A 21,942-nucleotide genomic window follows, 5' to 3' on the forward strand; every position below is an offset into this window, starting at 1 on the left:
TTTCTAAAAAGTTTATGTTTATCTAACAGCCACCTGTAAAATCAACACAATTATGTATAAACTAAGTAAAAAGTAAATTGAATTAGGATACCTAATTAAACATGAGACTGTTGGCTATTGTACTTACTATATGCTTAGCATTAACCGCGGCTTCCCCTGCTAAAGCGGACTCAACTATTGGGTATTTTGGGTTTGAGCCTGATATCATCACCAATTATATCGGCCAATCTAGCAAAAAACTGGGCTATGTTCGTGTTACCGTCGATCTGATGCTGAACGACGTCTCCAATATTGCAGTTGTAGAACACCATACACCTTTACTAAGAGACGCCATTGTTCAGATCTTAAGTAAAGAAAATGAAGAAACCATCAAATCGTTAACTGGCCGAGAAGAAATCAGACAACGCTGTGCCGAGAAGCTTAAAACCTTACTGAAAGAAGAAACGGGGCAAGAAATTGTCCGGGATGTGTTATTTACTAAATACTTATATCACTAACCTCGAGATAGAACTCGGGCAGCTTAGCCGAGTTCTGCTTATGAAAAGTATCATTTATCACTATACTCAGTGTTTCTTCCTAGTGGCCAGCAAGCAGCCACCATCATACCTGATAACAGGCCAAATAAATGTGCCCAGTTAGCCATGTTGATGAAGAACATGTCTGTGAAGCCAAATAACATCCACAGCAGCATAAAGCCAACCACAGGCTTTGATACCAAAGCAGGCTGTGCTGGGGAGCGGTGACTTACAATCCAGCAAAAGCCGAGTAAACCGTATACTACGCCGCTCAACCCACCAAAATTAGCATCCACCAATAAGAACTGCATAAAGTTACTGGTTAACCCAGTGACAACATATAGACAAATCAGCGCGCGTATTCCAAAGCGCTCCGCGATTTGTGCACCTAAGTGTAGCCACCAACTTAAATTGAAAATCAGATGTATCGCGCTAAAGTGAATTAAGGTTGGCGCAATCCAGGTCCATGGCTTATCTACTGCAAAGCGTAACGTAGAAAAAATACCATTGGCATCGCCAAATAGCATAGCAATAAATACAATAATGCTAACGCCAAATACGCCTTGTAGTAACCAATTTAAACTCAAAAAGCGTTGAGCAAGGTTAAGCTCCTGACCTTGATATGTAAATAAACCTTGAGTACTTCCTGTTTGCCAAGAAGCAGCTTGGTATTGTTCGGCCTCGGGATGCGCTACAAACTCATGCCACAATTGTACCGCACGCTGTTCATCTCCCCTTTCCAGCCAAACTTCCACTTGTCGCCCATCATGACTTTGTAACACACAATAAACACCTTGTGTCTTAAAGTAATCAACCGCGCCTTGAGCAAGCCGTGGATTATGATAATGGGCGATAAGTTTCACTTTTCAATCTCGCTTGGCAACTCAGTAGCCCACTGTGTAAAGCCTCCATCCATGCTATACACTTCCTCAAAACCTTGTTCAACCAGATAATTGGCCGCGCCTTGTGAAGAAATACCGTGATAGCAAACCACAATGATAGGCTGATCAAATTCTTTTTCCTGCATAAAGTGCGCAAGGCTTGCATTTGATAAATGCTCAGCGCCTGGAATATGCCCTTGTGCAAAAGTGTTTTCATCGCGGATGTCTGCAATGACAACGTTTTCGTTACTCAAAAGCGCGTGTGTGTCTGCTACAGAAATATGTTTAAAGGACATGTGTTACCTATTTAATACAAAAAATAAAAGACGGCTTAAGTCTTATCGACCTAGCCGTCCTTTCATTATAACTACTCATTTATGTTCTAAGCAAAGATGAGTGTTAATCCCAATTTAGAATAACTTTTCCTGATTGGCCCGAAATCATCGTATCAAAGCCTGTCTGGAAGTCGTCAACGTGGAACTGATGCGTAATGATTGGGTCAAGATTTAAACCAGATTGGATCAAACTTGCCATTTTATACCAAGTTTCGAACATTTCACGGCCATAGATCCCCTTGATCACTAAGCCTTTAAAGATCACTTGATTCCAATCTACAGCCATATCCGAAGGTGGAATACCTAACATGGCAATTTTACCACCATGATTCATGCTGTTTAGCATGCCTTTAAAGGCAGAAGGAACACCTGACATTTCAAGGCCAACATCAAAGCCCTCAGTCATACCAAGGTCTTCCATTACCGTCTCTAGGCTCTCATTGGCTACATTTACCGCTCTTGTTGCGCCCATTTTAGTTGCAAGCTCGAGGCGATATTCGTTTACATCAGTGATCACCACATGACGCGCGCCAACATGCTTGGCAACCGCAGCAGCCATGATCCCGATTGGACCTGCACCTGTAATTAATACGTCTTCACCGACTAAGTCAAACGATAATGCCGTGTGTACTGCATTACCAAATGGGTCAAAGATCGATGCCAATTCGTCAGAAATATTATCTGGGATCTTAAAAGCATTGTATGCTGGAATAACTAAATACTCGGCAAAGGAGCCTTCACGGTTCACGCCGACACCAATGGTGTTGCGACACAAATGAACACGCCCTGCACGACAGTTTCGGCAATGGCCACAGGTAATATGACCCTCACCTGATACTCGGTCGCCAATGCTGAAACCACGCACTTCTTGACCCATATCAACCACTTCACCTACATACTCATGGCCTACAACCATAGGCGTTGGGATGGTGTTTTGTGCCCACTCATCCCATTTATAAATATGTACATCGGTACCACAAATTGCGGTTTTACGAATTTTGATCAATAGATCGTTGTGCCCAACTTCCGGTTTTGGCACATCCGCCATCCAAATTCCTTCTTCAGCTTTCAACTTGGATAATGCTTTCATAGTATTCGCTCACTAGCTACACCGGTGCAAAGACCGGTGACAAAATTAAATAACGCCTAGATCTTTACCGATACGTGTAAAGGCTTCGATTGCTTTGTCTAGCTGCTCTGTGGTGTGTGCAGCTGAAATTTGTGTACGGATCCTCGCCTGACCTTTAGGCACCACAGGGTAAGAGAAGCCGATCACATAAATCCCTTCAGCCAGTAGTCTGTCAGCCATTTCTGACGCCACTTTCGCATCGCCTAACATAACAGGAATAATTGCGTGATCTTTACCAGCGCAAGTAAAGCCAACAGCTTCCATCTTAGTGCGGAAGTAAGCCGCATTGTCCCAAAGTTTAGCTCGTAGTGCGTCGCCTTCTTTCATCATATCTAATACTTTGATTGAAGCGGTCACAATTGACGGCGCCAATGAGTTTGAGAATAGATAAGGACGAGAGCGCTGACGTAACCATTCTACGATTTCTTTCTTACCAGAAGTATAGCCGCCTGACGCACCACCTAGCGCTTTACCAAGCGTACCTGTAATGATATCAACTCGGTCTAATACACCACAGTATTCTGGTGTGCCACGACCGTTTTCACCAACAAATCCTACCGCGTGAGAATCATCAACCATTACTAGCGCGTCGTATTTATCAGCTAAATCACACACGGCTTTTAGGTTACAAATAACACCATCCATTGAGAACACGCCATCTGTAGCGATTAATTTAGTTTTTGCACCAGCCTCATTAGCAGCAATCAGTTGCTTTTCAAGATCCGCCATGTCGTTATTAGCGTAACGGAAGCGTTTCGCTTTACATAAGCGTACACCATCAATGATTGAAGCATGGTTTAGTGAATCTGAAATAATGGCATCTTCAGGACCTAAAATGGTTTCAAATAAACCAGCATTGGCATCAAAACAAGATGAGTAAAGGATCGTATCTTCTGTTTGCAAAAACTCGCTAACTTTCGCTTCCAGCGTCTTGTGAATATCTTGCGTACCACAGATAAAACGCACAGAAGCCACACCGAAACCGTGATCGTCTAACCCCTGCTGAGCGGCTTTTATAAGCTCTGGGTGATTTGCCAACCCTAGGTAGTTATTAGCACAAAAGTTAATAACACTTTCGCCGGTAGACACTGCAATTTCAGCTTGTTGCTGTGAAGTGATAATACGCTCTTTTTTATATAATCCTTCAGCTTTTACTTCTTCAATTTGTTGCTGAAGTTGGCTGTAGAAGGCCGATGCTCTCATCAAGGAGTCTCCATTTTTGCACGGTGATAGTGTGCCGCCCCAACTTATGCTGAATGGCTTTCACTATCAGAAGTTTACGCTTGAACGCTTACGTCACAGCGCTCAAGTTTATTGGAAAGTAACCGCTGAGGTTAAGTGGCTACTCAAAAGATATCTATATTTTAAAAGGTTCACACAATAAATGCACGATTTGCGACGGTTAGCAGTGAAGTTTCTTCATTCAGGTAAAGATAATATCTGTGGCACCGCCGCAAGCGATGTACACACATGATCAGCTAAGTGTCTTTGCGCTTCGCTAAAGCTTTGCCCAGACTCGACTAACACAGCGGTTGCAAGCCCTGCAGCACGAGCAGCTTGAATATCCGATATTTTATCACCTACCATAATGCTTTGAGCAGGATCTAAGTTATGTTCTGCAATTGCTTGTAGCAGCATACCGGGTTCTGGTTTTCTACAATCACAGTCAATGTTATACGGTGCCTCCGCTTTCTCGGGGTGATGTGGACAGAAGTACACACCTGTAATTTCAATACCTTGTGCCATAAATTGTGCGCACATCCAATCGCTTAACTGATGGAACTGAGCTTCATTATAATAACCTCTGCCTATACCCGACTGGTTTGTCACCACCACAATTTTGTAGCCTGCTTGAACAAACCGTTTGCAAGCATCAAATACCCCATCGATAAATTCAAAATCAGCGACTTTGTGAACGTACGCATGATCTTTATTGACGACACCGTCTCTGTCTAAAAAGATAGCCTTATGCATGATTAATCAAGCCCCTGCTCTTTTACTACGCGGTCAAACATTGCGATAACATCAGTCACTTCAATTTGTGACATTAAATCGCTTCCTTTTACTCGGGTCCCCCAAGGCAGTTCACTCGCTGGCTTCCCCTTTTGTGCTACTAGGTTTTGATGGTACACCTCGACCACATAGTCTTGGTACAGGTAAGGGCCTGTTCGTGTTGGGTTTGAATGGGCGTATAGGCCTATAACAGGCGTGCCAACCGTCACTGCCATGTGAGCAGGTCCAGTATCAGGTGCCAGTACTAAATCAGCTTGTTCGAGTACACATAAGAGCGTTTTTAAGTCTGTTTTGCCTACGAGATTTAATAACTCGGACTGACTCTCTTTTTGGATCTCTGCCGCTAAGCTATGCTCCATCTCCGTCGGCCCTCCTGTGATCACTACGTTGAAGCCATTTTTGACAGCGTGATCTGCAATAGCAGCATACCTTTGCGGTAGCCAGTTGCGCTCTGCTTTACTTGCCGCTGGAGAAATAACAAAGACTTTTCCAGTTGGAAGCAATGCTTGAGCAGATGCTTTGTGGCTGTCGGTGACAGGCATATTCCAGCTTGGTTGTTCGCATTCTGCACCAATTGCACGGGCAAAGTTTTGAAACCCTTCAAGTACATGAGGCGATTCCTGTGGGGCGATCCGCTTGTTGATAAACAAGCTATGAAGCTCTTTGGAGCGCCCCTTATCAAATCCGATTTTTTGTTTTGCGGGGATCACGCGAGCAACCAGGTTTGCTCTCAATGCGACTTGCATGTGTAGCAAAACATCAAACTTTTGACCTTTGAACTTGGCCTTTAATGCTTTAATAGCTGCTTTCCCCTGCTTTTTGTCAAATACCACCAGCTCGACTCCTGGTAGGTCAGCTAATAACATGGCTTCTACTTTACCTATTACCCAAGTAATCTTAGCCTGTGGATGAGCTCGTTGGATCGCTTGTACAGCACTAACGGCATGGCAAACATCACCAATAGCTGAAAGTCGCAAAATGCAAATGGAGGATAAAGAGTTGCTCAAAACATTTGTTCTCATGGAAAGTAACAGGCGCTTGATCTTAAATTAATCAAACAAGTTTGCAAGTTTCACTGATCACGAAAAATCGTTAGAATATAACAATTAATTCTCAAGAATACCGAAACAGTGCAGATCATTAAGCAACCACATTACTTTTTACTTACCCCCTCTCACTCAGCACTGACTATTTCGGCGGAAATGTTTGAGCCTGAATATTGGCAGAATAACAATGCAGTTGTTGGTTCCAAGCAGGGCCGAGCGACGGCTTGGTTTGTGAAATTTAACCAAGGAGTTGCTGTACTCAAGCATTATTATCGTGGTGGCTTAATCGGAAAACTACTGAGTGACCAATATATTTTCACACGATTAGAAAACACTCGTGTATATCAAGAGTTTGCTTTACTCGAGCAGTTACAAGCTTTGGGATTACCCGTACCTGCACCTATTGCAGCCAGAATATCGCTTCGCTTTGGTATTTATCGTGCAGATATTTTGACCGAAGCCGTGGATGATGCCACCAGTGTTTGCGAAATATTACAAACTCGAGCACTTAGCAACGATGAACTGGAAAGAATCGCTCACACAATAGCAAAGTTCCATCGCGCAGGGGCTTATCATGATGACTTAAATATCAACAACATTTTGTTTAACGGCGACGGAGAAGTCTTTCTCATCGATTTTGACAAAGGCAAGATGCTGAAACCTGCTGCTACATGGCAACAGGCAAATATCGATCGCTTGCAGCGCTCTTTTAAAAAAGAGGCCGGCAAATGGCCGACCTTTTATTTTGAAGATAATCAGTGGCAAGCTTTGGTTCAAGCCTACCGCAGCTCGGTTTAACTTTTTTGCAGCTGTGCTTTTTTAATCACATTCGAAGTCGAGCAACCATCAAGGAATGGCAACACCTCAACCTTTCCTCCCTGATTCAGGACATGCTCGGCACCTGCAATATCTTCCACCTTGTAATCGCCCCCTTTGACTAAAATGTCAGGACTGACCATTTCTATCAGCTTGGCAGGCGTATCATTTTCTTCAACAAGACCAAATGGGATCACCCAGTCAACAGACGCTAGTGCAGAAAGCACCATAGCTCGCTCTTGAAGCGGGTTGATTGGACGCTCTGGTCCTTTCAGGCGTGCAATAGACTCATCGTTATTTAAACCGACAACCAATCTGTCCCCCATTGCTTTCGCTTGCGCTAAGTAACGCACATGTCCTGCATGGAGAATGTCAAAGCAACCATTAGTGAATACAATCGTTTCACCGTTTTGTTTTGCGAAAGAAATATGCTTCAACACTTCCTCAAATGGTGTTTGATAATGCTCACCAGTTTCGCGCAGGTATTGCCCTAACTTTCGGCTCAATTCCTCTGGTGATACCGTTGCCGCACCAAGTTTGCTTACCGCGATCCCTGCTGCAATATTAGCAACTTCAACTGCATCTTTCGCAGACATGCCCGCCCCAAGCATAGTCGTGAGTGTGGCAATTACCGTATCGCCTGCACCGGTTACATCGCTAACTTCCTGAACTTGCGCTGGAAAGTCATGCTTTTCAGTTGCGGTTATCAAAGACATGCCCTGCTCTGAGCGAGTCAGAAGCATTGCGCCAATACCTGACTCTTTGAGCAACTCCCGTGCACTTGCGGTTAATGACTCTTCAGAGCTCGCGTCACCTCCAGCTAATTTAAACTCATTTAAATTTGGAGTAATAAAATCGGCACCACGATACAAACTTAGGTCACTATTTTTCGGGTCAATCAGTACGGTTTTGCCAGCCGCTTTCGCAACGGCAATCATCTGAGAAATAGCACAAAGTGCACCTTTGTTGTAATCACTAAACAGCACAAAGTCGTAGTTATCAACCTCTTGCTTTAGACGCTCAAGCAATAATTGGCTGTGGGATAATTGAAAAGGCTCTTCTAAATCTAAACGCACCACCTGCTGATGACGACTGATCACCCGCATTTTAGCAATGGTTGGCAATTCAACCACATTAACCAAACTCGACTCTATTTTTTCTTGCGTCAAAATAGCTTCTAAAGTTTTACCATTGTCGTCTTCACCAATTAGGCCAAGTAAGCCGACCTTGCCATCGAGATGCGCTATGTTTTTAGCAACGTTTGCAGCACCACCGGCTTTGTCTTCCAACGCACTGACTTTGACCACAGGTACAGGCGCCTCAGGAGAGATCCTGCCAGTATCGCCATGCCAGTAGCGGTCAAGCATAACATCGCCGACAACCAACACTCGGGCCTGATTAAGCTGTTGTAGTGCGGCTAAATTCATGCTTTTTGCTCCGCCTCAACAAGCATATCTACCGCTTCACATAGCCAGTGGCCAATAAACATATGCGCTTCTTGAATACGTGCAGTTTCATCGTTAGCAATGATAATTGGTAGTTTCGCAATATCTTTCACTTTTCCACCTGTCCGTCCTGTTAAGGCAACGGTAAAAGCGCCAATGTCATTGGCAGCCTGAAGCGCTAAATTAATATTTGGACTCGTGCCTGAGGTGGTCAAGCCAATAACCATGTCTTCTGGTTTGCACAATGCTTGCACTTGACGTTCAAACACCGAGTCAAAATGATAGTCATTGCTATGCGCTGTAAGAATAGAAGTGTCTGTAGTCAGAGCAATAGATGCCAGAGGTCCACGCTCTAACTTATAACGCACCACAAACTCCGCAGCTAAATGCTGTGCGTCTGCGGCACTGCCACCATTACCAAACCAAATCACTTTACCGCCAGCAGCCAACGTGCTCTGGCAGGCTTCCAATAGCTCTACACACTCTTGGTGATAGTTTGCCATGGTTTCGAAGACATCGACATGGCGCTGTAAGCTTGCTAAGTAGCTTTGTGCTACTTGTTCATTCAATGACATATTTATTCCTAAACTATTCTATGCTCGTCCCGTGTAATACTTACCAGTATACATGGACTGATAACCAAGTGTAATTCTCACCAAAGACATCTTTACCTAAGGTTAATTTGGTTTCGACTTGCTTGCTGTATGCTTCGCCGATATGGGCGAGCTCGAATTCGTATCCACGCTCATATTCAGCCCCCATTTCACCTAGTTCGTTAAAATAGTTACTTTCATTATCGATTACGGAAAGTTTAGCACGCCACAGCGAACGATAGTCAGACTGATAGGTCCCTTCTAAGACATGAACTTGTGCCGGCGCACCATCGTCAAACTGGCGATGATTTCCAGCAAAATGACCAATAACAAATCCATCTATTGTATTGCCTGTGGTTTCATAAATTTCATTGACGTACCACAAGCTCTCCATGTCGGTAAATTCATACCTAAGTGAAGCTTTCGGTGTAAGCTGAGGAAGAAAAACCCCTACACTCGTTGCAGTATTGCCGAATAGGTAGTTTTTATGGTTGTTTGTATCCTCACCACCATACTCCAGATACCACTGGGCTTTCGTTCCATACTCTGTAGTGAAGCTCGTTGTAATAGTCGCCCACTGGTCACCTAACTCGTCATCTTGAGCAAGATCTTCCGTCCTATTATCACTGCCAGCAGGGTCAATATACGCTTTAATGAAATCCCCGAAATCAACTTTTCTCGGTCCACCACCAAATTGCAGTACTCGATTTAAACCAATTTTCCAACCATCTAACGGTTCAATACTAAAATGAGTACCTGCAATCTTGGGTGTGCCATCATGAAGTGTTCCTTGGAACTTTATTCCCTGTTGAACTTTCTCTAGTTCCGAGTAAAAAAGCTCAAAGTCGAAGTTCCACCAGTTTTTCACCGGCACCACTAATCCAAGCGAAGCTGATAATGACGGTTTTGCGTTGTTTGAGTAAACCTGAGCGGAATGTTTAAACGGTGAAAACCAGTGCTCTTTGTAGCCTAAATTTAGCTGTAGGTTACCAAACGACATACCATAAAAAGTATTATACGGAACTAGTTTATTTGCTTCTGCTCGATATTCTGCGCCAATTTGCAAAATACTAGTGTCACTGCCACGCCAAACACCAGCAAACCCTAATTCAGCATATTCACCGCTTAAGTTTCCTCTATCATTTGCAATCTGCTTTTCTTCCCCACTGTCAACACGCAATGTTATCGAGCGCTGAGTTATCCCATCACTTTGCAAGTAAGGGGCAATCCCCTCGCTGATACTTTGATGCAAGCTAGGATCTCTTTGCTTTAGATTCGTCAAGTGCATCTTGATTTCACTGATACGATAAGGCTTAGCCATTGGTGTACCAACTGTCACGGCAAACATTTTGTCAATTTGATATTCCAATAGCGGATCTTGACCTATAGGTAAATAGGCTGTGGGACTTGCTATAACTAAATTCGAAGCGAATATGCCACAACAAGCAAGTATTTGAGCTAAATTCATTTTGTTATTCCATTACATCTATTGCGCTGAATATTACCAAACCAGAAGCCCCGAGGCATCTGTTGAACTGTGTAAAATTGTGTAGTTCGTTCTAATTTACGTCATAACAAGGTAAAATAACGATTTTTGAGCTGAAGCGATTTCCATGGCGCGCCGAATTTATTCTCTATTATTGCTAGTATTAGCACCTGTTCTGTTAAGTTACTTGTATTTCATTCGAGGCAAAAAAAATCCAGGCTATCGCGTCCACTTTACAGAGCGTCTCGGGTTTGGGCTAACGAACTTGCCACAGCACAGTATTGTGATCCATTGTGCCTCTGTTGGCGAAGTGCTTGCAGCTACAGTGCTGATCAAATCAATTCAGTGCTCTCATAAAAAAACGCCGATCATCATCACCTGTAACACTCCCACGGGGAAAGCAGAAATTGCAAAAGCGTTTAAAGGCAACTCCCAAATTAGCGCCTGTTATTTACCCATAGACTTTGGGTTTGCTGTTAGGCGGTTTTTCAACGCGCTCAAACCAAAACAGCTTATTGTCATGGAAACGGAGTTGTGGCCAAACTTATTTTATTATGCCAAACGAAATCAATGTAATACTCTAGTAGTCAATGCACGATTATCCGAGAAGTCATTTCAAGGTTACAAGAAGCATGCTTGGTTAACCAAAGGACTTATTAACAACATCGACTTACTCGCGGCCCACAACAGTGAAGATGGAGAACGTTTTATCCAGCTCGGGCTGGACAAAACTAAGCTTCATATTACCGGTTCAATTAAATTTGATATTTCTATTACTGAAGAAGACGCAGTAAAAGCTAAGCAATTTAAAGCCAATTACCCAGGGCGACCGATCTGGCTTGCTGGTTCGACCCATCCAAAGGAGCACGAGCAAGTAATTGCCGCTCATTTACAGGTAGCCAAGCAGATAGACAATGCATTACTTATTATCGCGCCTCGTCACCCTGAGCAGTTTCAAGCCGTTGCCAATTATCTACATGAGCAAAACGTGCCATTTCGCGAAAAAGTCTAGACGAAAATAATGCAGATGCATGTATTCTATTGGCTGATACACTGGGTGAATTGAAATGGTTGTTTGGCAGTGCCGATGTTGCTTATATTGGTGGTAGCCTAATTGAACGCGGGGGGCATAATCCACTTGAAGCAGCAGCGCATGGCGTTCCTGTAATTAGTGGCCCGCATACTTATAACTTTGCTCATATTTATCCGCAACTACAATCACAACAGGGTGCTATTGTCGTGCAAAACAGCAAGCATCTTGCTGAACAGGTCATTGCTTTATTCAAGAATAAGCAGCTTCGACAACAGACCGGAGAGCACGCAAAAGCAGTGCTGCTTCAAAATGTGGGCGCGGTGGACAAGACAATTCAATTAATCAATATCGGTTTGGAGTAACCCATGAAAGAAGTCATCACAGCCATGCAAAATTGGGTAAGCCAAGTAATTGTAAAGTATAACTTTTGTCCATTTGCACGAAAAGAAGTAGAAAGTAAGACAATACACTACCATGTATCTTCAGCAATCAAGCATGACGACGCCGTCATGGATATGTTGCAGCAGTGCTCGGAGTTAACACTGCACCGCGAACGAGAAACCACTTTGGTGATATTCGAGCGAGGTTTTGAAGACTTTAACGAATTTTTAGATTTAGTGGACCTTGCGAATGCGCTCTTAGTTGCACAAGGGTTCGAAGGCACTTATCAAATTGCCAACTTCCACCCTGATTATGTGTTCGCCGACAGTGAAGATGATGACGCGGCAAATTACACCAATCGAGCTCCTTACCCTACGTTACATCTGATCCGTGAAGAGAGCATGGCACAAGCCTTAGAAGAGTATGACGACCCAGAGCAAATCCCAGAAAACAATATTCGCTTAGCCAGACGTAAGGGCACTGCATTTTGGCAGCATTTACTACAGCAGTGTCAGCATCAGGGTTAATACCAACGAGACGAAAATGGTAAGCACCAAAAAGGCTGGATTAACCAGCCTTTCATATGTAGTAGCGGTAACGCTTCGGTCACTTCTATTTTTTCACCCATCGACCATTAACCTGAATAAAGTGTCCTGATTGGGTTTTATTGTAGGCTTTCTTAGCTGCAAGTGCTTCGACTTGCTCAAGGGTGATCCCGTTCTTTTTCGCCAGCTGCGCATATTTGCTTTTACGCTTTGCATTAATTTCATCGACCAGTTGTTGCACGCCCTGACCACTTTTGACTACACCAAGGTAACCTGAAGTGGTTTCACCAACTAGCCCTTGCGATTTAGCCTCATCAATTGAAATTGCGAACGCGGCGAAACTCATACTGAGCCCAATAATTAGGGTAGAGATTGCTTTAAGCTTCATAAATCCTCCTTAGAATAGCTCGCTGTCTTCGCTGAATAGATTATCGAGTTCTTTATCCACTTTTACGCGGATCTCATGATCCACTTTTACGTTTAAATTAATCGTTATTGGCTCTTTAGTCTCTACCTGTACTTTATGAGTACAAGCACTTAACGCAAGTATAGCCACTATTACCAGCATCCATTTCATTCACTAACGCTCCTCTTACTTTAATGCTTTTTCCACTTCACGCGTAATTTCATCGCTCAAGCGTAAGGCCCGTAATAAGGTAAACACATTTTCTGAATGTGTATAGTTAAAGTTTACAGGTTGTTGTTGGAGTTTGTTAATTCCTGTGATTTTCACATCTAAATCCAGCCACCCTTCTTCGCTTAGGCTTACATCACTATTTAACTGCTCTATGGTCAGCTCATCCAACACACCGATCACCGTCTGTAAACTCGGTTGCTCTTCTTTTAAGGCATTAATTGATGCATTGTTTTCAACTTTTAATAACCCCTCACCGACATTGTGAACCTTACCCGATTCAATTTTTACTCCAGATGAAGAAACCTGAACAGGCAATCTCCCAGAGATCAGTCCGCGAAGCTCTACACCAGCATCATGTCCAGATTCGGCAATCAAATCCAAGCTCAATTTATCTAAGCCAACCTGAACAACTTGAGGAGTAGGAACTAAGTTAACTTCAGCAATCATAACTTGTCCGGCAAATACATTAGCACGAATATCGGTTAATTTTGCGACTCCAGCCTCACTTAACAAATTTGCCTTAATCTTTTGGACCACCACACCCGCTCTTAATTCTTCAACACTCAGTGTGGTGGGAATTAGTTGAATATTAGCTGAACTAATTAACCCCGATACATCAACTTTTGCATTTTGCACCAACCGCTCGTTGAATAAGGCAGCCCCCTCCCGAAGACCAGCATTTACCGAAAAAATACGTGTCGATAAATCACCTTCAAGGGTGGCAAAGTAACGGCCCCCCGTAACTTTGAGTGTCGGCAATAATTGCTCGAGGTAAGGCTGCAACGTATCTAACTGCTGTGTAGGAAGCAGAACGGTGATAGGATGCTTCAGGCTCGAATATTGATGTTCAACTAGCATCTTAATGCCATCCATAGTTATCGAGTGCGAAGCGATGACCCCTCTATTTTGTTGCCCTTTACTTATCACCTCTATGTTATTGAGACTGAGCTTTGGAAGTACAACGTTCGCGATTTGAGTTTGCCCTTCTAAGGTCGAAAAAATTTCTCCTGCAGCGACGTTTCCTTGCCACTTAAATTGTTGTGCCAACTGATTGACTTGATGATCACCTTGTTGAATTTGCTTGGCAGTAAGCGCAATGCTGATATCAAACTCTTGCGCTGTATTCAGAGTTGCACTTCCTTGCAATGCGGACTCTTTGATAGAGCCACTAGCAAAGTCCAAACGAGGCAACTGGGAATCTAACTGCGCAGTAAAACTGATCCCCTCTGGGATTGTATTATGCACCCGATCCCCGCTTTGCAACTTTGTGATATCAAGTTGTGCTGCCACATCTAGTTTAATAGCTGGATTATTGAATACTAAACCTTGCATCGATAGTTGGCTTGACAATAACCTTGGGGATGCATCAATCGTGAGCACATCGTTAGGATCTCCAAATAGCTTAAAATGGCTAGTTAGTTCAACGTTATCAGCTGTGAGCATGTTTACTCGCGTTAGTTTACTCAGCCCACTAGTGAGTTCACCTCGCATATCAATGAGATTAGGCTGAACCTTAAACGTTGCACTTAATGCGTGCTGCCCTAGCTTTTCATCGGATAACTGTAACTGTACATCACCAACAGCTGAATGCGCTGGTAAGTTTATAGCAAGGTTTTTGGCACTGAGCTGTAATGCTTTATCCTCAGCAGCGATAACGACTTCAGGTATGGTAATAGTGGTTGGTGAAATAGATATCTTATCTTGCACGCTGAGCTGCCAACTAGCAGGAAGTAATTGTTGGTATTGAGCGGGCACACAGTGTAAAGCCGTGTTAACTGAAATCGGTGTGTTTACCAACAACTGACCTTGTTGCGAACTGAGATCATACTCAGCAGTTACCGTGCCAATATAAGCGGTGGTCCCCTCACAGCGTGTGTGTTCCATCGCTACAAGCGCTTCTAGTTCTGTCAATGTGTTGAGTGTGAGACCGTCAAATTGCAACTCTGAATGCCCAGCAAGTGCACGGACTTGAGTGGGTAACAAAGCGCTGAGGTATTCACCGCCAAGCTCTATCTTTGCGACAAGTTCAGCAGGGTGAAGTGCTAGGCTCGCCGTTATATCTCCCGCAACTTCAAATTGGTTTAGTGTAGGCTCTGTAACAGCTATATTTAACGGGCTCGGTAATGGTTTCCCTGACAAGGTTACGCGTGCAATATTTACTCTAGGCCTAGTAATATTAACAGGTAACGACAGCCGCTGAGGCTTGGCTGAGTCTGTACTTTTTGATGAACGAAGTTGCAGCGCTACAGACGCAATATCTATTTGCTGCATATTCACTTGCGCATCGTAGATCTGGACATTGAAAGCGTCGGATTGCACACATGCTTTACGGATATGAATACGATTGACACCAGATAAACGCCAGTCTAAGCAACTAACCTGTAGCGTCTCGACAGGAACAAACTGCTTAACAACCCAGAGCGACAAAGGAACTCTAGCAAGGTAAACAGCCACAAAAAAACTGAGTATCAAGGCTACACTCCAAAGCCACTTTTTCATTCGCATCCTTAAAATATGATTGCTACTTTCCTTTTAGTGTACCCGAGAGATAATTATCAAGCCATGAATAAAAAAGGTCACCGAAGTGACCTTTTCAACCATATCTCGCGTTAGCCTACTAGCTTGCGCGCATTGCGGAACATACGCATCCAAGGGCTATCTTCTTGCCACTCATCTGGGTGCCAAGAGTTTGCGACTGCTCTGAATACACGCTCAGGGTGCGGCATCATCACAGTTGCACGACCGTCTGTTGAAGTCATGCCCGTAATACCAGCCGGAGAGCCGTTCGGGTTCGCCGGATACTGTGTTGTTGGATTACCGTAGTTATCAACAAACTTCACGGCAACTGAACCTGAATTCAATGCTGTTTGTACCGCAGCTTCATTTGCAAACTCAGCATGGCCTTCACCGTGTGATACTGCGATTGGCATACGAGATCCCGCCATACCATCAAAGAAAATCGATGGGCTTTGCTGCACTTCAACTAGGCTGAAGCGCGCTTCAAAACGCTCTGACTTGTTGGTTACGAAACGTGGCCAGTTTTCCGTGCCCGGGATCAGCTCTTTCAATGTAGAAAGCATCTGACAACCATTACACACACCTAAGCTAAAGGTATCTTGGCGTTGGAAGAAGCCTTGGAATTGCTCGCGTGCAGAGTCATGGAATAGGATTGATTTCGCCCAACCTTCACCAGCACCTAAAACGTCACCATATGAGAAACCACCACAGGCTACTAGACCTTTGAATTGCTCTAGTGTTAAGCGACCTTCGAGAATATCACTCATGTGTACATCGATTGCTGCAAAACCAGCGCGGTTGAATGCTGCTGCCATTTCGATATGCGAGTTAACGCCTTGCTCACGCAAAATTGCAACTTGAGGCTTCACCCCTTTTGCAATGTAAGGTGCGGCGATATCTTCGTTAAGATCAAAGCTTAGTTTAACGTTAAGACCTGGATCTTTTTCGTCGAACTTAGCATCAAACTCTTGCTTAGCGCAGTCAGGGTTATCACGTAGTGCCTGCATCTGGTATGTTGTTTCAGCCCAAATAGTACGCAGCTCTGTGCGAGTATTTTCAAGCACTGCCTTACCACCGCGAGTGAAGGTAATCTTATCTTCGCTATTTAGCGTACCGATGCGATGCGCAATATCAGCAATACCATGCTCAGCAAATACCGCTTCAACTGCTGCGATATCGTCATTATGCACTTGTATTACGGCCCCCAACTCCTCATTGAATAACACCTCTAAGTCCGTACCTTGAAGCGCATCTAATTCAATGCTCACACCTGTATGGCCGGCAAACGCCATTTCCGCTGCCGTAGTAAACAAACCACCATCAGAACGGTCGTGATAAGCGATAAGCTTGCCTGACTCAACCAATGCTTGCACGGCATTGTAGAAACCTTTCAACAACTCTGGGCTGTCTACATCAGGAGTCTTGTCGCCAAGCTGTTTGTATACTTGCGCTAAACTTGAGGCACCAAGACGGTTTTGACCGGCACCTAAATCCAGTAGGAACAAGCTAGTTTCGCCTTTGTCAGTACGAAGCTCAGGGGTTACTGTTTTACGAATATCTTCAACACGACCAAATGCAGTAATGACAAGTGATAATGGCGCAGTTACTGATTTTTCTTCACCATTTTCATCCCACTTGGTCTTCATCGACATTGAGTCTTTACCAACTGGAATAGTCAGACCTAGCGCAGGGCATAGCTCTTCACCAACCGCTTTAACCGCCTCATAAAGTCCCGCATCTTCGCCAGGGTGACCCGCTGCGGCCATCCAGTTTGCAGAAAGTTTAATGTTGTTTAGGCTACCGATGTTAGCACCAGCGATGTTGGTTAATGCTTCTGCCACAGCTAGACGAGCCGATGCACCATAGTTAAGAAGTGCAGCTGGGGTACGCTCACCCATAGACATCGCTTCACCGTGGTATGTATCGTAAGTTGCAGCCGTTACTGCGCAGTTTGCCACTGGCACCTGCCAAGGACCAACCATCTGATCACGTGCAACTAGACCCGTTACAGTTCTATCGCCAATCGTGATAAGGAATGTTTTCTCAGCAATCGTTGGTAGACGAAGTAAACGCTTTGCAGCATCTTCAAGCGCAATACCTGCTGTATCAAGTGCTTTACCTACAGCACGCTTTGATTCTACGTCACGGTGCATTTTAGGGGGCTTGCCAAGTAGTACGTCAAGCGGCAGGTCAACTGGGTTATTGTCAAAGTGGTTGTCAGATACTGTTAGATGACGCTCTTCCGTCGCTTCACCAATTACCGCATATTGTGCGCGCTCACGCTTACAAATTGCTTCAAAGCGAGCAAAATCTTCTGCCGCAACTGCCAACACATAACGCTCTTGCGACTCGTTACACCAGATTTCGTGAGGTGCCATGCCAGGTTCATCGTTCGGGATGTTACGCAGTTCAAACTTACCACCACGGCCGCCGTCGTCGACAAGCTCAGGAAATGCATTTGATAAGCCACCAGCGCCCACATCGTGAATAAACGCAATTGGGTTGTCATCACCGAGCTGCCAACATTTGTCGATCACTTCCTGACAACGACGTTCCATCTCTGGGTTTTCACGTTGAACAGAAGCAAAATCTAAGTCTTCATTTGATTGACCTGAAGCCATCGATGAAGCTGCACCGCCGCCAAGGCCGATGTTCATTGCAGGTCCACCTAATGCGATTAGCTTAGCACCTACTGGAATAGAACCTTTTTGTACGTGATCCTCTCGAATGTTACCTAGACCGCCGGCAATCATGATTGGCTTATGGTAACCACGCACCTCAGCGCCGTTGTGGCTGTCAACTTTTTCTTCGTATGTACGGAAATAACCCAGTAGGTTTGGACGACCGAATTCGTTATTAAATGCAGCGCCACCAAGTGGGCCATCCAACATGATGTCTAGCGCGTTAACAATACGTCCTGGTTTACCAAAGTCAGTTTCCCAAGGCTGTTCAAAGCCTGGAATACGGAGGTTAGAAACCGTAAAACCCACTAAACCCGCTTTTGGTTTAGAGCCGCGACCCGTTGCACCTTCATCACGGATCTCACCACCTGACCCTGTTGACGCGCCAGAGAATGGTGCAATCGCCGTTGGGTGGTTATGTGTTTCCACCTTCATCAAAATGTGGATGTCTTCCTCGTGGTAAGTATACTCACCTTTCGTATTTGGGAAGAAACGACCTGCTTTAGAACCAGTCATTACTGCGGCATTGTCTTTATAGGCCGACAATACGTTGTCGCTATTGGTTTCGTAGGTGTTTTTAATCATTTTAAACAGCGACTTAGGCTGTTCTACACCATCAATTGTCCAATCAGCGTTAAAAATTTTGTGACGACAATGCTCAGAGTTTGCCTGGGCAAACATGAATAGTTCGATGTCATTAGGGTTACGACCTAGCTTTTCGAAGCTTTCTACTAGATAGTCTATTTCGTCATCGGCAAGAGCAAAGCCTTGCTCAACGTTTGCCATGGCTAATGCTTCACGGCCGCCAGCTAAAATGTCAACAGAAGACATTGGGCGTGGCGTTTCGGTACGGAATAATTTAGCGGCATCATCAAGCTCTGCATGAACAGACTCTGTCATACGGTCATGAAGTAGCTGTGCGACTTCTTCAAACTGAGTTTGTGTTAGTTCACCCTCAACATAGTAAGCAATACCACGCTCAACACGGTGTACTTGCGTAAGACCACAGTTGTTTGCAATATCTGTCGCTTTAGAAGCCCAAGGAGAAATTGTTCCGATCCTTGGTGTTACCAAGATCAGCTTGCCCTCTGGCGTGTGTTCCGTAATAGTCGGTCCATACTTTAACAGGCTGTTTAGCTTTGTGAGCTCTGCTTCTGAAAGTTCAGCCGTTAAATCAGCAAAGTGCATGAATTCAGCGTACACATTCGTAACAGGTATTTGAGCTGCAGCGCAGGTTTTAAGGATCTTTTGGACTTTGAAATCTGAAAGTGCAGGTGCACCACGTAGGATTAACATAGGTATTTTCATCCGGGGTTAAGGATTGAACGATATCTTTGGGCGCTCATTATAGTGGAAATAGCGCTCGGAATTAACACTAATTTGTCAAAACTAGAAAATATCATGCAAATCCATCATTACCTTGAGTTAATTCGGCTTTTGCAATTATAAGTTTGCTGCGGTAAGTTGAGAATTCGAGCACCAAAGAGAGCCTTGTTCATGTTCAAATACATCTTTACGTGCTTTGTTATCACCTTTTTGCTTGGGTGCGACAAAGCTCCCTTAAACCAATTGCAGCATATCAAGCAAAACAATGTATTACGTGTTGGTACATTGGCAGGGCCTGGTAACTATTATCAGGGCACTACGGGTGAGCAAGGCTATGAATATGAATTAGCCAGTGAGTTTGCCAAAGAGTTAGGGGTTGAATTGCACATCATACCCTACTTTAGTTTGGATGAGTTATTCACACGATTAAACACGGGTGATTTGGATATCGTAGCATCTGCAATCAGCTTTCATCCATCCAGAACAGCACAATATCGCTTTGGTCCAACCTATCGCATGATCAGCCAAAAGATGGTTTATAAACAAGGCCGAGAGTGGCCTAGAGATTTTGATGATATCGACGCACCGATTACTGTGCTGGCTCACAGCAATCATGTTATTGCATTGGAAGAGGCGAAAACCAAGCATCCTCATTTAACATGGGAAGTCGTATCAGACAAAGGGGAAGAAGAGTTATTACAGGCTATTATTGATGGTGAGGTCGACTACACTATCACCGACTCTCACTCATTAGCCCTGTTTAGGCGTTACCACCCAACCGTTAGCATTGCCTTTTCTGTCACTCAAGACGAACACGTCGCTTGGATGATGCGTAACGAGAAAGACGATTCACTTTACTCGCTGCTACCACCATTTTTTGCGCGGGTAAAACAAAATAACTTTTTAGCCACACTGGAAGAAAAATACTTTGGTCATATTGAAGAGTTCAACTACGTAAACACCCTGGCGTTTGTTGAGGCTGTCCATGATACCTTGCCAAAGTACCTAAAATGGTTCAAGAGCTACTCAAAGCAGCATAATATAGACTGGCGACTACTTGCAGCTGTAAGTTATCAAGAATCAATGTGGGATCCAAGAGCCAAGTCGCCCACCGGCGTTCGTGGTATTATGATGCTAACTCAACCTACCGCCAAAAAAGTAGGCGTCACCAACCGCCTTAATGCTCAGCAAAATATAGAAGGTGGTGCTAAGTATTTGCGCATTTTATTTGATCGTATGCCTGAGGAAATTCAACAGCCAGACAGCACTTGGTTAGCCTTAGCATCTTATAATGTCGGCTGGGGACATGTTCGCGATGCTCGCAATATTACCAAAGATCAAGGTGGTGATCCGAATAACTGGGCAGACGTTAAAAAACGACTACCACTGCTGACTAAAAAGCGCTACTATCGAAATACACGATATGGATATGCCCGTGGTGATGTTGCGGTTACGTATGTAGATAACATACGCCGTTACTATGATGCGCTCGTCTGGTTAGAAGACAACGGGGCGCTCCTACCCGATAGCAACACAGCCTCTTCGCAAACGACTCCTGTTGATAATCCCAATAAAACCAGTGACGTCGCCCAGCAACAGTAACTAATAGTTACGATATTGGCTTGATAAATGCTTCAAAAGGTCATAAATCTGTCATAGGCATAGCGTATTAATACTAATTATCATTGGGGAGCTTCCCCGTTAATCTCTCACATTAGGAGGTTCTATGTTGAGAAGACGTCGGAATCATCAGTTTAAACGTAATACTAAATACACGTCGCCTAATCGCCGCCGTGTGATGATGAGAAATGCACACAGAAAAATGTTGTTACGCCATCGTATTTTTGCATTAATTCAAATGGAAGAGCAACGAGAAGCAAAAGCACACGCAGCGGTAGTACAGCCTTAAGTACTACCGTTTTTCAGCTTTTTGGCTGCTTTAATCTCTTTCCTCCTGCGTCTAAAAAACGCAGAAAGCTTTTCACCACAAATTTCCTCTAGCACACCCGCTGTTATCTCTAGTTGATGATTAAGTTGCTCATGCTGTAACAAATTCATAATAGAACCAGCCGCCCCAGTTTTTGCATCTTTTGCACCAAAAACCACTCGGCTCAAGCGGCTGTGAACCAGCAATCCCGCACACATAGGGCATGGCTCAAGCGTTACGTACAATGTGCAGTCAACGAGTCGATAGTTTTCGACAACTTTCCCGGCTTCTCGAATAGCAATCATTTCTGCATGAGCCGAAGGATCATGACAAGTAATTGAGCGGTTCCAACCAGCAGCAATCATTTCGCCATTTTTAACTACTACCGCCCCTACTGGGATTTCATTTTCAGCTTCAGCCTTATCTGCATACTCAAGTGCCATTTGCATCCAATATTGATCGTCTTTTACTTCTGGCATGGGTAACTTTGTTTTCATTTTCACTTAATTTGAATTATATCACCTTCAGCAGGAGTAAGGTTAAGCTGCTATTCTTAAATAATCGCACCCTAAAATAGAGGTGTTTTTATAAGCAAACTCAGGATGTTACCAACATCTTTTTAATATTTTGCAGAGT

At 44.1% G+C, this 21,942-nt stretch carries 19 protein-coding genes and 1 pseudogene; 6 read left to right on the forward strand and 14 right to left on the reverse strand.

The features are described 5' to 3' along the window. Window positions 1–101: 101 nt before the first annotated feature. On the forward strand, window positions 102–497 hold the full coding sequence (locus CEX98_RS11885) for a flagellar basal body-associated protein FliL (protein WP_099642281.1): 396 nt from the start codon (window positions 102–104) through the stop codon (window positions 495–497). 50 nt (window positions 498–547) lie between these two features. Here CEX98_RS11885 and glpG read toward each other — a convergent pair whose 3' ends face one another. The 6 genes from glpG to CEX98_RS11915 form a co-directional block, all read right to left on the reverse strand. Continuing rightward, complete coding sequence (gene glpG, locus CEX98_RS11890) at window positions 548–1,378, reverse strand: rhomboid family intramembrane serine protease GlpG (protein ID WP_099642282.1); 831 nt, start codon at window positions 1,376–1,378, stop codon at window positions 548–550. Then, window positions 1,375–1,692 carry a thiosulfate sulfurtransferase GlpE gene (gene glpE / locus CEX98_RS11895; protein ID WP_099642283.1) on the reverse strand — a complete coding sequence of 106 codons (318 nt, stop codon included), beginning with the start codon at window positions 1,690–1,692 and terminating at the stop codon, window positions 1,375–1,377. The genes glpG and glpE overlap by 4 nt, the downstream gene beginning before the upstream one ends. 103 nt (window positions 1,693–1,795) lie before the next feature. Continuing rightward, window positions 1,796–2,821 carry an L-threonine 3-dehydrogenase gene (tdh, locus tag CEX98_RS11900; protein ID WP_099642284.1) on the reverse strand — a complete coding sequence of 342 codons (1,026 nt, stop codon included), beginning with the start codon at window positions 2,819–2,821 and terminating at the stop codon, window positions 1,796–1,798. Between the two features lie 45 nt (window positions 2,822–2,866). Continuing rightward, window positions 2,867–4,063 carry a glycine C-acetyltransferase gene (locus CEX98_RS11905; RefSeq protein ID WP_099642285.1) on the reverse strand — a complete coding sequence of 399 codons (1,197 nt, stop codon included), beginning with the start codon at window positions 4,061–4,063 and terminating at the stop codon, window positions 2,867–2,869. Window positions 4,064–4,279: 216 nt separating this feature from the next. Beyond that, window positions 4,280–4,834 carry a D-glycero-beta-D-manno-heptose 1,7-bisphosphate 7-phosphatase gene (gene gmhB / locus CEX98_RS11910; RefSeq protein WP_099642286.1) on the reverse strand — a complete coding sequence of 185 codons (555 nt, stop codon included), beginning with the start codon at window positions 4,832–4,834 and terminating at the stop codon, window positions 4,280–4,282. A gap of 2 nt (window positions 4,835–4,836) precedes the next feature. Then, the gene (locus CEX98_RS11915; protein WP_099642287.1) at window positions 4,837–5,895 is read right to left on the reverse strand and encodes a glycosyltransferase family 9 protein; all 1,059 of its coding nucleotides are present in this window, start codon (window positions 5,893–5,895) and stop codon (window positions 4,837–4,839) included. 108 nt (window positions 5,896–6,003) lie between these two features. Between CEX98_RS11915 and CEX98_RS11920 the strand changes: the two genes are divergently transcribed. Then, a complete protein-coding gene (locus tag CEX98_RS11920) occupies window positions 6,004–6,717 on the forward strand; it encodes a 3-deoxy-D-manno-octulosonic acid kinase (RefSeq protein ID WP_099642288.1) in 714 nt (237 codons plus the stop codon). Here the strand turns inward: CEX98_RS11920 and hldE are convergent. Genes hldE through CEX98_RS11935 form a run of 3 tightly spaced genes read right to left on the reverse strand, consistent with a single transcriptional unit; the run spans window position 6,714 to window position 10,241 of the window. Further along, complete coding sequence (gene hldE, locus CEX98_RS11925; protein WP_099642289.1) at window positions 6,714–8,162, reverse strand: bifunctional D-glycero-beta-D-manno-heptose-7-phosphate kinase/D-glycero-beta-D-manno-heptose 1-phosphate adenylyltransferase HldE; 1,449 nt, start codon at window positions 8,160–8,162, stop codon at window positions 6,714–6,716. The genes CEX98_RS11920 and hldE overlap by 4 nt on opposite strands. Further along, window positions 8,159–8,755: an SIS domain-containing protein gene (locus CEX98_RS11930; protein WP_099642290.1), complete on the reverse strand. Its 597-nt coding sequence runs from the start codon at window positions 8,753–8,755 to the stop codon at window positions 8,159–8,161. The genes hldE and CEX98_RS11930 overlap by 4 nt, the downstream gene beginning before the upstream one ends. A gap of 40 nt (window positions 8,756–8,795) precedes the next feature. Beyond that, window positions 8,796–10,241: a capsule assembly Wzi family protein gene (locus CEX98_RS11935; protein WP_099642291.1), complete on the reverse strand. Its 1,446-nt coding sequence runs from the start codon at window positions 10,239–10,241 to the stop codon at window positions 8,796–8,798. A gap of 145 nt (window positions 10,242–10,386) precedes the next feature. Here CEX98_RS11935 and waaA point away from each other — a divergent pair. Then, a pseudogene (gene waaA / locus CEX98_RS11940) lies at window positions 10,387–11,654 on the forward strand (lipid IV(A) 3-deoxy-D-manno-octulosonic acid transferase). Between the two features lie 3 nt (window positions 11,655–11,657). Continuing rightward, complete coding sequence (locus CEX98_RS11945; RefSeq protein ID WP_099642292.1) at window positions 11,658–12,200, forward strand: DUF1415 domain-containing protein; 543 nt, start codon at window positions 11,658–11,660, stop codon at window positions 12,198–12,200. Between the two features lie 85 nt (window positions 12,201–12,285). Here the strand turns inward: CEX98_RS11945 and CEX98_RS11950 are convergent, their stop codons facing one another. The 4 genes from CEX98_RS11950 to purL all read right to left on the reverse strand — a co-directional run bounded on the left by CEX98_RS11950 (window position 12,286) and on the right by purL (window position 19,349). Further along, window positions 12,286–12,606, reverse strand: coding sequence for a YdbL family protein (locus tag CEX98_RS11950; RefSeq protein ID WP_099642293.1), 321 nt, complete (start codon window positions 12,604–12,606; stop codon window positions 12,286–12,288). A gap of 9 nt (window positions 12,607–12,615) precedes the next feature. Beyond that, window positions 12,616–12,795, reverse strand: a complete 180-nt coding sequence (locus CEX98_RS11955) for a YnbE family lipoprotein (RefSeq protein WP_099642294.1) — start codon at window positions 12,793–12,795, stop codon at window positions 12,616–12,618. A gap of 15 nt (window positions 12,796–12,810) precedes the next feature. Further along, the gene (locus CEX98_RS11960; protein ID WP_099642295.1) at window positions 12,811–15,354 is read right to left on the reverse strand and encodes an intermembrane phospholipid transport protein YdbH family protein; all 2,544 of its coding nucleotides are present in this window, start codon (window positions 15,352–15,354) and stop codon (window positions 12,811–12,813) included. A 110-nt stretch (window positions 15,355–15,464) separates the two neighbouring features. Continuing rightward, a complete protein-coding gene (gene purL, locus CEX98_RS11965; protein WP_099642296.1) occupies window positions 15,465–19,349 on the reverse strand; it encodes a phosphoribosylformylglycinamidine synthase in 3,885 nt (1,294 codons plus the stop codon). 201 nt (window positions 19,350–19,550) lie between these two features. Here purL and mltF point away from each other — a divergent pair, with 201 nt between their 5' ends. Then, a complete protein-coding gene (gene mltF / locus CEX98_RS11970) occupies window positions 19,551–20,981 on the forward strand; it encodes a membrane-bound lytic murein transglycosylase MltF (RefSeq protein WP_099642297.1) in 1,431 nt (476 codons plus the stop codon). Window positions 20,982–21,105: 124 nt separating this feature from the next. Continuing rightward, entirely contained in the window at window positions 21,106–21,288 is a 183-nt protein-coding gene (locus tag CEX98_RS11975) for a hypothetical protein (protein WP_099642298.1), read from the forward strand. Here the strand turns inward: CEX98_RS11975 and tadA are convergent. Further along, entirely contained in the window at window positions 21,285–21,785 is a 501-nt protein-coding gene (tadA, locus tag CEX98_RS11980; RefSeq protein ID WP_099642317.1) for a tRNA adenosine(34) deaminase TadA, read from the reverse strand. The genes CEX98_RS11975 and tadA overlap by 4 nt on opposite strands. Between the last annotated feature and the right edge of the window lie 157 nt (window positions 21,786–21,942).

The sequence above is a fragment of the Pseudoalteromonas piscicida genome, from assembly GCF_002744175.1.
Lineage (GTDB): Bacteria > Pseudomonadota > Gammaproteobacteria > Enterobacterales > Alteromonadaceae > Pseudoalteromonas > Pseudoalteromonas piscicida_B.